General features: G+C 40.4%; 10 protein-coding genes. All 10 read right to left on the minus strand.

Going from position 1 to position 12,773, the window contains the following annotated elements; genetic code table 11:
* Positions 1-51: 51 nt before the first annotated feature.
* The 10 genes from KFZ58_RS15310 to KFZ58_RS15355 all read right to left on the minus strand — a co-directional run bounded on the left by KFZ58_RS15310 (position 52) and on the right by KFZ58_RS15355 (position 12,280).
* Entirely contained in the window at positions 52-1,638 is a 1,587-nt protein-coding gene (locus tag KFZ58_RS15310; RefSeq protein ID WP_235792157.1) for an L-lactate permease, read from the minus strand.
* Positions 1,639-1,995: 357 nt separating this feature from the next.
* Positions 1,996-5,001, minus strand: a complete 3,006-nt coding sequence (locus tag KFZ58_RS15315) for a M14 family metallopeptidase (protein ID WP_235792158.1) — start codon at positions 4,999-5,001, stop codon at positions 1,996-1,998.
* A 619-nt stretch (positions 5,002-5,620) separates the two neighbouring features.
* Positions 5,621-5,902 (minus strand): hypothetical protein, encoded by a 282-nt coding sequence (locus tag KFZ58_RS15320; RefSeq protein WP_235792159.1) that lies wholly within the window; start codon positions 5,900-5,902, stop codon positions 5,621-5,623.
* 9 nt (positions 5,903-5,911) lie between these two features.
* On the minus strand, positions 5,912-7,048 hold the full coding sequence (gene solA / locus KFZ58_RS15325) for an N-methyl-L-tryptophan oxidase (protein ID WP_235792160.1): 1,137 nt from the start codon (positions 7,046-7,048) through the stop codon (positions 5,912-5,914).
* Positions 7,049-7,173: 125 nt separating this feature from the next.
* A complete protein-coding gene (locus KFZ58_RS15330; RefSeq protein ID WP_235792161.1) occupies positions 7,174-8,592 on the minus strand; it encodes a sodium:solute symporter family protein in 1,419 nt (472 codons plus the stop codon).
* A 54-nt stretch (positions 8,593-8,646) separates the two neighbouring features.
* Positions 8,647-9,735, minus strand: coding sequence for an NAD(P)/FAD-dependent oxidoreductase (locus KFZ58_RS15335; protein WP_235792162.1), 1,089 nt, complete (start codon positions 9,733-9,735; stop codon positions 8,647-8,649).
* Positions 9,728-10,057 carry a (2Fe-2S)-binding protein gene (locus KFZ58_RS15340; protein WP_235792163.1) on the minus strand — a complete coding sequence of 110 codons (330 nt, stop codon included), beginning with the start codon at positions 10,055-10,057 and terminating at the stop codon, positions 9,728-9,730. Before KFZ58_RS15340 ends, KFZ58_RS15335 begins: the two co-directional genes overlap by 8 nt.
* Entirely contained in the window at positions 10,050-11,165 is a 1,116-nt protein-coding gene (locus KFZ58_RS15345; RefSeq protein WP_235792164.1) for an NAD(P)/FAD-dependent oxidoreductase, read from the minus strand. The genes KFZ58_RS15340 and KFZ58_RS15345 overlap by 8 nt, the downstream gene beginning before the upstream one ends.
* Positions 11,155-11,478, minus strand: coding sequence for a (2Fe-2S)-binding protein (locus KFZ58_RS15350; protein WP_235792165.1), 324 nt, complete (start codon positions 11,476-11,478; stop codon positions 11,155-11,157). The genes KFZ58_RS15345 and KFZ58_RS15350 overlap by 11 nt, the downstream gene beginning before the upstream one ends.
* Positions 11,479-11,557: 79 nt before the next feature.
* Positions 11,558-12,280 (minus strand): GntR family transcriptional regulator, encoded by a 723-nt coding sequence (locus tag KFZ58_RS15355; protein WP_235792166.1) that lies wholly within the window; start codon positions 12,278-12,280, stop codon positions 11,558-11,560.
* Positions 12,281-12,773: the final 493 nt, after the last annotated feature.

The following is a 12,773-nucleotide window of genomic DNA, read 5'->3' on the forward strand; positions in this document are numbered from 1 at the left end:
ACTGGAAATAGTAAGGGTTGAAAAGATGAACCACCAAGCATTAGCTTATTCTTAAAGAAGATTCATCAGAATGAAGCCGCCTATCCCGGCAAGTACTCCATAAAGCAAAGCAGGCCCGAGTGTTTTCCGGATCACATTTCCTTCTTCACCCTCAATCCCAACAACAGCACTTGCTGCCACGACGTTATGGATACAAATCATGTTTCCCGCTCCGGCTCCGACAAGCTGGGCAGCCAGTACGATGTTCACATTCATCCCCGTCGCCTCTGCAATATTATACTGTACCGGAGAGAAGGTAAGCGTGGAAACTGTGGCACTGCCGGTGATGAACGATCCCAATTCACCTAGAAACGGTGCAACGAAAATCCACATCGGACCAAACGCGCTTGCCATCCCTTGCGCAATATACTCCGGCATACTCATCAGGTCATTCATATTCAGCCCGGAATTACTGAACACATGTACCATGGCAAGTGTTACCGACAATGTGATACCAGTTATTTTTATGGTGGACAGGGATTGCTTCGCCGCATTTCCAAAGTTTGCAAAAGACTTACGCTGGATCAGTACAGCTAGTATGGCAGTAACCACAAGAATCGTCCCGGGCGAATATAATAGCTCCCAGTCTGAAGTAATCCCTTCCACTCCCAGAATATCCGACCATGTTAAATCAATCGCCGTCTGCGTGAATTCCTGCAACCATGGTACAATTCTTGTTAGAAGCAGCAAGGCCACAACGATCAGATACGGGGACCATGCGTTAAGCAAACTCATTTCCGATTTATCCTTATTCACCTCAAAGCCTTCCTGCATCGCATCCGTCCAAATCGCTTTTGGCATGAGCCATCCGTTCTTCGCCGTCCATGTCGCTACAGCCAGACCAGTAAGTGAACCAAGAATAGCTACGAATTCCGGTCCGAACAGATACGCATAGAGTAAGGCGGAACCCGTGTAGGTGATCCCGATCAATAAGGTCCAGGGCAGCATAGCAAATGCATTTTTGATTCCATTTCCCTTGCCAAAAAATAACGTCAGAACCAGCATCAGGATAAAGGGAATGAACGTCCCGCCAAACAAATCAATTAATGTTACGGTAACGCCGACTTCATGGAACAAAGCCGTATCCGCCCCCGGCAAGGTACTCAAACCTACCAGCACCGGCGTTCCTACCGCCCCAAAGGCAACGGCAGCACTGTCGGCAATCAACGCCGTAGCGACAGCAGCTAGTGGCTTGAAGCCAAGGGCCAGCATGAGTGGTGCCGTAACCATCGCTGGAGTTCCAAATCCTGCAGCCCCCTCGATCAATGAACCGAACAAGAAGGCTACAATAATCACCTGTACCCTCATGTCCTGTGATATACTTTGAAATCCTTGATTAATACGATCCACTGCCCCTGTGTTTCTAAGTGTATTCAATAACACCAGTGCCCCAAACAAGATTAATAGAATCGTTAACGTCTTATGTACGCCCTGAAATATCGAGGAGACCACTACTTGACCTTCCATCCCCCATACTGTAATCGCCAGTAAAATAACAACAATAGAACTTATGGACATCCCCTTAATCGCTGGCATCCGTAATAATACAAGTAAGATAAAGGGAACAATAACAGCACTAAGTGCAACCAACATCAACATCGAATCGCCCCTTTTCGTCTTTTGCGATCATTTTCTCTCATCCCTTCAAACAATCCAACCACTTAGTAATAAGGTCATCAGATGACCTTATTACATATATTAACCGCTTCCATTTTCAATTGCAACCCCTTTCTTATAATTCTATTAAATAAATTAGGGATTAGAGTTCACAACATCAATGTAAGCTAACCAATTTCCAATATCTTAGTCATTGAATTCATTTTAATCTTATATGGTTTAGGGACCAAAGACGATCAAAATGGTAGGTATGAAATGTGATAATCTATCTTTGAAGCAACTAGTTGTTAATCCCCCGTGACAATCTGCCACGGGGGTGTTTTATTAATTACTAAAATTTTATTGCCGTTGTTCAATCAGATAATTAGCACCAGCTTTTAGAGCATTGTAGGCCTTGTCTGAAATCAGATTTTCTTTTTTCTGATGGTTAAGTAATAGTTTAAAGCCCTCTAAGTGCTTAATAACTTTTTCGTATAATTCTTTTTCTTCGTATGTGTTCACGGCAACCAAATGGACACTTAAGGAACGAGCAGTCTGACCGTCTGCAAATTCCCCTGTTTCTTTATAGCTCTCAACAAGGTTCATCATATCTGCTACACTTTCAATCTCTTCCTCTGGGTCCTCCTCTGACTCCGAAGAAAAGATGCTATTTGCTAAGAAACGATAACTGTGTTCAGTATGGGCTCTAAAGGCAAGGTCATTGGCAAAAAGCGTAATGGTCGTGTCTTCAAGTTTTTGCGTAAAAGCAAGTGTTTGACCTTGCGCAGCCTCATGACCAGGCCACCAGCCGGCAACATAGAAATCATCACTATCATGGAAGGTTGCTAATACTTCTGCATCTTCAGGAACAGAAGTAATCCATGCCCCTGAGGTTGAGTAAAGAAGCTCATCCTCCTCATAACCGGAAGTCAGCAAGTGATCATTGACTTTTGCTTTAAACAGTCCTTCATGACCATTTCTTGTGTTATCAAAGTTAAATCCTGGAAGCTCCCCGCTGTCCTCTACGGCACTAAGTGCGTTCACTCCAATACCGACAAATGACTTTCCGGACAGGCTATCTGGATCAAAGTTTTCTCCGTCACTTATAATGACGTCTGCATCAGCTTGCTCGACAAGTTCAAACCCAAGATCCCTTAAGGAAAACGCCAATTGAGATGATCCGTCTACCGCAACTTTCGGCTGTTCCAATGTTTCTGTTTCCAAATGCTGTGTAGTACCTGCAGGTTTGGATTCAAAATAGTAGTTATCTTTATATTGCTGCAGATCTTCTGTACTGACAATAAAATCTCCCTTATTTATGCCAGCTTTTGTTTCGATCGCTTTTTCTACTGCTATTCCATTTTGCAGAAGCTCATTTACTAGTTTGATCGTGTCATTGTTGGAGTTTTTCAACACCTGTTTTGGCGAATTTCCAATCACTTCACCTGTAGGCATTGCCACACTTTCGATTTCAGCAGTATTTGCAAATACTCCTGGCTCACGAATTTCATGTATGTCAAATCCACGCAGTGCCGGGAAGTTTACGACCACCGGATCATACATGGAATTCCAGTCGGATACATTTTCGCCTTCATAAAGCATGGCATTTGCCAGCCCGCGTTTTGCCTGATTCATCGGTACGACAAATGTTCCTTCTGGATACATTGTCCCATTTACATTCGTATTGCTTATTAATTCTTCAACCTTCACACCATTACGAAGCAGATAATCTACCATTTTGTATGCTTCAAGGTTATTTTTTTGATTCTTATCATCTGTCGGAATCACATAGTAGTCCGGGAAGAAATTATCATAGTCTCCCCTTTGCCGCCCAATCGATTCACCTTCTGCATTCACAAAATACTCATCCACTGCCCGGTTATCTTCTCCATTCACACCTCGTTTAAAGGTTTCGAGCTGATCCTTATATAATTCATCCTTGTTTTCTGTTACGTAAAGGGTTGACCCCAAGCCTGCCCCAACCATTGCATCGTAACCATCCTGGCCTAAAGATGGAACTTCAACGGTGTGACCCAACGATCCATGCAGCATGGCAAACGTGGCCGTATAGGCTGGAGTCATATCGTCCCAGCCATCTTCCCAATCAAGTGCCGGAATAAAATAAGAATCAAAATCCGAGTTTCCAACACCAGATTGTCCCATGCTATGAGCCTGTTCAATCATATTGTCGTAAAGCAAATCATACTCATAGTTCGGATTATGCGGAGGTGTCGTTGGCTCTATCAAAAATCCGTCAACATAACCATGCATATCAACAAACGATAGTGGTGTCCATTCTGCAATCGCCTGATTCACTTGCTGTGTTTCAACCTGTGTTTGATAATGGTTGTCACGATTTAAATCAAAACCATTTGCATTCGCTCTGGTATTTGCGACTCTACCATCAGGATTGCTGGTAAACATGTATAAGAAAATCACATCATCCAGAACCTCATCCATATCCAACGTTTCAGTTCTTTCTTCACCTTCTTTATCCACATTGAATGTTATCTCATCCTCAAGTGCAAACTTCTCTAATAATTCAACCTGAGCATCGACACCTTCCACTTCATCAGGATGAATATTGTTAAACCAAATCGGAACTTGATAATCACCGATTGTTTCATTTTCAATTTCCTCTATTAAACTCTTCGGATCTTCCAACGCTTGAGGCAGCGTTTCGTTTAAATACTGATCTACTGCATTCTCATCTTCCGCCATGATCACAAAATGAAGGTCACGTCCTTCTACTGTCTCACCCAGGCTTTGGTACTCAAGGTAACGATCATTCGCTGCATCTGCTTCTTCAAATACTTGATCAATTGCTGGCTTTATTTGATCATAAAATAAAAATTCGTCATATACATTAAGCTCGACATCAGCCGCAGCCTTTTCCCCATTATCCGGGTTGACGACCGCTAATTCATAATCACCTATAAACTGTTGGTACTGCGTTCGAATGGTACGATTTGACAAATTTGTTCTATCATAGGGAAGACCAAACTCTATCGTAGCTTCTACCTCGGTGGTATCATTGACAAAGGCAGGCCCGTCTATGACGTTAATAAATTGCTCTCCATCGTAGTTGCTGCCACCGCTCCATTTCCTCCATTCAGAAAGACTTTTTCCGCCAAACTCAAATTCCAGCTCATCCAGGTCCACCTCTCCACCTAAATCAGCCTGAACTTCCACTGTTCGTGTTTCAGTTAGGGAAAAAGTTGATCTACTTACTTCCAGTTCCGTTGCTTCATCAGCTTCTACTTCACTAGCTTCTACTTTGTCATTTTCAATCACACTTAGTGAAGCAGGGAATACCAACGTTAGTACAAATAATATCATTAACCATACTCTAAATAGTTTTTTCATAGATTCATCCTACCTCCATGTATTTAGTTTGTTTTGCATATTCCTTTACTACCTATTTCACATTTGTAAGTTGAATTAAAAGAGTTCCTAACACAAGAAGTTGACATTTTTACAATCTTAACTTTGTTGCAATATATCTTGATAAGTTTATTATTTTCACGATTTTAACACCTCCTTTTATTAAGTAATTCTATATTTGTGATGAGCTAAATAAAATAGCTGCTAACATCCAAAGTTTGATATTTTACTAAATTTGTAAAAATTATTTTTCAGGCACTATATAATCTATCAAGCTATCTATAATTTTTATGCTAATTACACATTTCTTGGTAGTTCTGGATTTATTAATTTAAAGTAATTACATATGACGAAAATTTTAGCAGTTAATGTAATATTATGCAAATTAATTTTGCGTCTTTTCTTTTATTTATCAATATTAAACTATCAACTTTCTTCATTAGGTATTTTTGTATATATGATAAGCTAAATAAAATAGCTGCTAACACAATAAGTTTTAATAAAGTTACCTCATAAACCATTTTGAGCGGGTGATTCATAGGGCTAAAGAAAGAAGTAAATAATGAGTGTTGTGGACAGATTGAGTCAGCTGTACGGAGTTTTAAGCCACCGTTTGCGGAGAATGGAGCCAGTGAATGCGGAGAGAGAACCACTTGGTTTTTAAAAGGCGAAATAATAACGAGCCATTGGAATAGCGCATTCCAATGGCTCGCTTTTTTATAATTTCAAGAACCCAACGGACGAGTTCATCAAAGTCTAAATCCTCTTTCTCGGTGTATATACATGGTGGTAATAGTTTATCTACTATCTCCATCATTACAACATTGTGCTGAAAATTGCGTACAGAAAATAGTTGAACGCTTCTTCTAAGAAGTAAAATCATTCTTTCAAATTACTCCACTTCCCGCAATATCCTGCCTGGATCCAGATGACTGATATTACTTCCAGTTTTCCCATCAATCAATAATTCGGAAATAATTTTTCCTATTACAGGTGAGAGCTTAAATCCATGCCCGGAGAAACCACTCCCTACAATTACATTTTTCCAGCCTGGCAATTCACCCAGTAATGCATGACCATCGGGAGTATACGCATCCATATAAGCATTTGCCCTTACAGGATCAGGTAATAGAGCGGGCAACAAAGCATCCACGGATTCACTTATTCTTTCCAGCTCTTCCGGGTAAACATCCCTATACAATTCTGCAGGGTCTTCTATAGCCAACGGATCCTTTGTATAAGAAGCCTTCACCATTGACCCATCCAGCGTAGGAGCTCCTGTAAGCCTAAAATTTCCACGCATTCTGGCAAAGATAGGCAGCTTATCTACTCCTGTATTGGTAAGATCCTTTGGTGCAAACCAGGTTAATAACAACCTTCTTGGAATTAATTGTTCTTTTAATTCCGGCATCAGCTTCGATGTCCATGCACCAGTAGAAATCAGCACTTTTCCGACTTTATAGTTTTTCCCATCGGCAGTAATACTCACCCCATCACTTTCAGGAGTAATACTCTCTACCTTCGTATACCTTTTAATTTCAGCACCTTGTTTCATTGCCAAAAGGGATGCGGATACTACCGCCAGCTCCGGACGGATAAATCCCGCGTCTTTATCAAGGACTGCCAGATCGTCATCATACAATTTAAACTGTGGATATCGATTTCTGGCCTGATCTCCTTCCAGGATCTCGTGATCTAGGTCAAAGTCGGAAATACTTTTTAAAATTGTTTTTATTGCAGGAGATTCTGCTTCTCCGATCATTAGGCCGCCATTTAAAGTTAAGAGTGAATTTCCGCTTTCTTTCTCCAATTGTCTCCATAATTCTTTTGCATCCTGGAGGAGAGGCACATACTCTGGACCTTCCATGTAAGCAGTTCGGAAAAGACGGGATTCTCCCCCTGCTGCCGTACGATCATTACCGATCCCAAATTGTTCAAATCCTAACACTGACACGCCTTTTTTAGCAAGTTGCCATGCCGCCATGCTACCCATGGTACCGACTCCAATGATTCCAACCTCCGCGTCCATTTTGAATCCTCCCTAGTAAAGTTAAATTTCATTTTCAGAAATTACTTTTATTATGTGATACGGAACATATAAATTATTATAGATTATTCTTATAAAATTATATGTTCAGAAATTTGATCTTACAGTTACAGACCTGCAACCTTTTTTTCCATATTACTTTTATTTTTAAATATGAAGCTGACTAGAATAAAACCGACCAAAGAAGCAACGACACCGTAAACAGCATATGGTATGGCTGTATCTATGATTTGAGCAACTGCTGCGCCAATCACCCCTAAAAAGATACCTCCCATTGCTCCTTTTTTTGAAAGGAAGTTCGTACGGCGAAGCGCAATACCCAAAAATATCGGCACAAGCAATCCTGCTGCAGAATAAGCGTAGGTTGCTTGCAACCATCCCAATGCCTGGGGATAATACAATGATAAAACAATTGCCAGAATAACGATTAAAACGGAAAGGCCTCTTGAAGCTTTAACAAGATCCCGATCCTTTACTTCCGGATTAATATACGATTTATAAATATCATTTGTAATATTTACTACTACAGATTGTACAGCACTACTTACCGTAGACATGATAGTAGCAATAATAAATGCTGAGTAGATTGCCAGAAACCATGTTGGAATCTGAGTTAGAAACCAGCCTGCAGCAAGCTCAGAATTTTCAAGTCCCGCGTTTTGTGACAATATGGATATCCCCATGAAGGACGCCCATACGCCAGAGAATACCCCGGCAATTGCTGCAATGATGAACCCCTGTTTTGCAGTTTTTGCATCCTTTGCGGCATAAATTCGCTGGTAGGACATTTGATTGGTAAGCGCCCCCGGAAAAATGGCAAATATCCAAAGTACCACAGTTGTCGTACCTATAGCACCCATGCCTTCAGGAAAAGCTACGAAATTTTCAGGAACATTTGACACAATGTTCGACCAGCCACCTGCCATATTTAACATGTAAAATCCGCTTGCAACCGCAAGAATCAACATAAAACAGCCGAAAACAAAATCGGTCCATGCTACGGAAGATAACCCTCCTGGTAAAACAAACAATAAACTTATTGCAGCAAAAATAATAACAAGAAGGGTGAAAGAAAGACCGGTTATTTCTGTAAATAGATTTCCAAACGCCACCAACTGAGTACACAGCCACCCAAAAGGAACCACGATAGCCAATACAGTAACGGCGCTCATCATTATTTTGTGTTCCCCATATAACTTCCTAAAAATATCAGGTAACGTGGAAAAATTTTGCTTCTTTAGCCAGCCGGCAAGCATTACGAGTAGAATAATACCAAAAGAGTAAAGCAGGTTATACGTAATGGCTGATAAACCTCCGTCATACCCTATACCGATGTGGGCAACAAGCACCCCTCCTCCCATACCGGTAGCAAATTGGCTCCCTGCAACAACATACATCGGCAGAGACCTGCCACCCACATTCCAGTTTTCAATGCCTTTCTGCCTTCTTCCAACAAAAAAAGAAATTGCTACTCCAATACCTAAAACACCGATTGAGCTTAACACTATCGCCATTGTGGGGTCCATTATTTTCCTCCTTCATTTTTTCTGATATTCTATTATTAAATAAATATGAGCCGTTTATCTACGCTGCACTTCTTCAAATCTTTCCAAACTGTAACGTGAAAGATCAATGGAAGTTTCCCCTTCTGTCAATAATTCCGTCATCAACGTTCCGACTAGCGGTGATAACGTAATACCACTATGCATTGCTGTTACATAGGCACCTTCCATCTTGGGGATTTCGCCAATAATTGGGAGTCCATCCTCAGGCATCACCCGAATACCTGAAAAACAACGGACAACATTTGCCTTGGAAAGCGCTGGAACAAAATCAATTGCCATTCTCGCCGTTTGCTGAATCACATCCAAAGTGGATCTTCTGTCATAGCCCACCTCCTCTTTGGAATAGCCGATTAAGACTTCCCCATTATCTGCCTGGCGAACTCCGCCAATGGTATATTGAAGAAACGGTTGGAGAGGTTCTGTTACGAGAATTTGTCCTCGAACCTGCCTAACCGGGATATCTACACCGAACATTTTTCCCAGTTCCTTTGACCATGCTCCTCCTGCGAGAACTACTTTTTTAGCTCGAAAGCTTCCTTTCGATGTTTTCAAGTGGAAAATATCACCATATTTTTCAATATCATTAACCTGATTGTAGAAAGAACACTGCACGCCATTTTTCCTAGCAGCTTTCACATACAATTCAACAAGTCTGAATGGATTTACATTCCCATCTATTTTGCTGAAAGTTGCTCCAGCTACATTCGGTGAGAGGTTTGGCTCTTTCTCCAGCACATCGTCCCGACTTAATACATCAATTTCAATCCCGACTTCCGCCTGTTGCTCGGCTAGTCTCAATGCAGATTCTCTTTCTGCTTCGTTGAAAAAAGGAGCGATCCCACCTGTTCTCTTATATTCCACATCCCCGATTTTCTTCTCAAGAAAGGGATATAGCTCTGCACTGTACATGCTCAATTCTCCATACCAGGAAGGAACCTTACTATGGACCCAAACCCAAGCCTGTGTGGAACCTGATGTTCCGGATAAAGGAAAGCCTTTATCTATAAGAAGAATTTCATGTTTTTTACTCTCTGAAAGATGGTAGGCAATACTGCTTCCAACTACTCCGCTACCAACTACAATGACATCAAATACGTTATCCATTATGTGAATCACCATCTTCTACTGACTCACCAAATACCGATGCGACACTGCCGCCTCCACTATCATCCGCAAGCGCATTCATTCTCGTCAGTTTTAAAGGCATTCGCATCCTAGATGGTCGTATTTTCTCCAAGGGCTTTTCAGTATACTTGGAGATAATTTCTCTCACAGGATGGAGGCATATTTTTGATTGGCAAGGTCCCATCCCGCATCTGGTGAGACGTTTGATATCGTCAAATGATTCCGCTCCGCTTTTAATAGCCGTCTCTATTTCATCGATATTGATTTCTTCACAACGACAGACGATCGTCGATTTATCCATTATGCAGCCCTCCTTTAACCATGCTGAAATCCTCAGGTAAACCCATTTCGACCTTTCCATAAAAACGTTCCATTAATTCGGACCGTGCCTGGAACGTCTTTTCATTTGCTTCCCTCTCCAGCTCAGAGAATTGTTTCCATAACTTTTTCTTCTGGACCTCAGCTTCCTTTTGTTCAATGAATCCGAGTTCTTCCAAAGCGCCAACTGCAGCAATTTCCCCAGTTAAAAGAATTGGTCCGATGGAAGTAATTCCTGCAGCATTTCCCGCAATATAACAGGAAGGGTTACTTGTTTGGAAATTTGCATTATATTCCGGCAACCACCCGCCAAGCTCTTTATGATAAACAAGATTACAATTCAGAATTTCAAAAGGTTCAATGATTGGCGTGAATCCATTTGAAACACAAATGAGATCAGCATCAACTTCCTGTAACCAGTCCGGAGTCCTAATTACAACCTGTTCCACTTCTCCCTTACCGGTTACTGATTCAATCAGGCTATTCAAATAAACAGGTACATCTTTCACATCCCTCCTCCGTTCACTATTTGAACTGAGGATATGCTCTTTTTCTTCCACAATAGCCTTTATTGTTACCCCACATGCTTGAAGCTGTCTTGTCACTTCGAGAGAAAAATCATCCGAGCCAATCATAATTGCATGTTTACCAGGAAGTACTCTTTCTCTATTAATTAGTATTTGAGCCGCCCCTGCTGTCATCACCCCAGGCATTGTCCAGCCTGGAAATACTTTTGCTTCCTCTGCAGCTCCGGGAGCAATAATATTTTTGTGTGATTGGATTTCAAACGTCTTTTCTCCATCGGTGACACCAATATTCTCATTCAAGTAAGAGCCAATCATCGTATGTTTTTTCAGGACCTTTACCTTTGATGCTTCCAATTGTTTAATTAGATCATCACCTAAAGCAGTACCGCGATCTTTTTCAACGTTTCTCGGCAGTCGGGTAAAACGCTGTGACTGTTGCCTTAACTGACCACCCAATGAAAAAGACTCATCAACCAATATCACCCTGGCTCCTGCCTTGTCAGCAGTTATTGCCGCATTCATCCCTGCAGGACCGGCGCCTACAATTAATAAATCAGTTTCCATTGCTTTCACCTCTCACATCCGGATCGCTATCATTGGAATACACTTCCATCCCTTCTTCTACCAGGGTATTGCAGCTAAGTACATGATCGAGCCCGTTTATCGTCATGAAGCAACTGGTACATCTCCCATTGGCACAATACAGTCCTCTTGCTTTAAACAATTTTCTGCTTACTCCCAGTTTGCGGATGCTGTTTGCCATCAGAGCAGCTGCGACAGTTTGCCCTTTTTTCGCTTTCAATTGTTGGCTATTAAAATAAAAAGTAACTTCTTTATTAAACTTTTTATCCAGTGCCGGATGTTCGCTTATTTGCATATGCAGCCTCCTAATGATGATTAATTTGGACCGGAATATAATATTATAATGTTATAATATTATATTCCGTTTAAAACCTTTAAAGGTTGAGTTCTAGAAAGTATTTTGCATTTTTAAATACAGTCATAAACTGTGAATATTCAATCACATGTTCTTCATTCACTGTTGTAAACCTGTCTAATACGAGCATCTGAGCTCCTATAGAGATATTTAAGAGAGAAGCTTCCTGCTGTCCAGCTGCTTTGGTTGAGATAAACACCTTGGCTTTATCTAACGGAAGAGCATATTTTTTTGAAAATATATTATAGAGCAGCTCATTTTCTATATCATCTTGTGTTAAGTCTGGTACCATATTTGCGGGTATGAACGAATTTTCAATAACAGAAGCTTTCCCATCTTCCAGTTTAATCCTGGAAATATGATATACCTTATCACCCGCTCTCAGCTTTAAATTTTCCCTTACCTCATCATCTGGTTTTATTTTTCTAAAATTTATCGTTTTATGCGGATACTCTTTTTCGTCTCCAAATTTATTATGTATGGATACAAGCCCGGATAAATCTGTTTTCTCCTGATAATTAACAAACGTGCCTTTTCCGCTTTTACGATATAAATGACCACTGTTAACCAAATCAAGAACTGCTCGTTTTACGGTGATTTTACTTACTTTAAAAAGTTCTGACAGCTCTTTTTCAGTAGGAATTTTATATCCATGTTCCCACTCACCGGAAGCTATCTTCTGTTCAAGATATTCTTTCGCCTGTTTATATAACGGTACAGAGTCGTTTTTTTCCAATAACATATCTTAGACCTCACTTTGATGTCTATATTATTAATTTTCTAAATGATAAGTAAATTAACATATATTATAGCTGTGAAATCATTAAGAGTCAATAAAATTTTAAATATTTACTGAAAACCATTTAAACATTTCATTGCTAAAACCTGCAGAAAACACCCAAAAATATTACTGCATATAAGAAAATTCCTGTGATTTATGAAGGTTAGTTGCTCTATTTACGAGATGAATTAAGAAAAGATTTAATAAGAACGGTGTACATGAATGCTATGTAACTAACTATTGAAAAAATCATTACTTAGCTGATCCAAATCGAAATCTTTATCAAATTATTTGTTCTTTTGTCCAGGAATCAATAAAACAGTAAAAACTACTTGTGTGTTTAAACAATAAAAATCACAGTTTGTGTTAAATTTTCGAGTAGAGGAGAGGTGTGATGGAAGGCTTTGGAAGACGACTTATTTGTTCGCCCCTTTGGCTAATCCCCTCTAAAATA

It is taken from the genome of Virgibacillus sp. NKC19-16 (assembly GCF_021560035.1).
Taxonomy (GTDB): Bacteria; Bacillota; Bacilli; order Bacillales; family Amphibacillaceae; genus Virgibacillus_L; species Virgibacillus_L salidurans.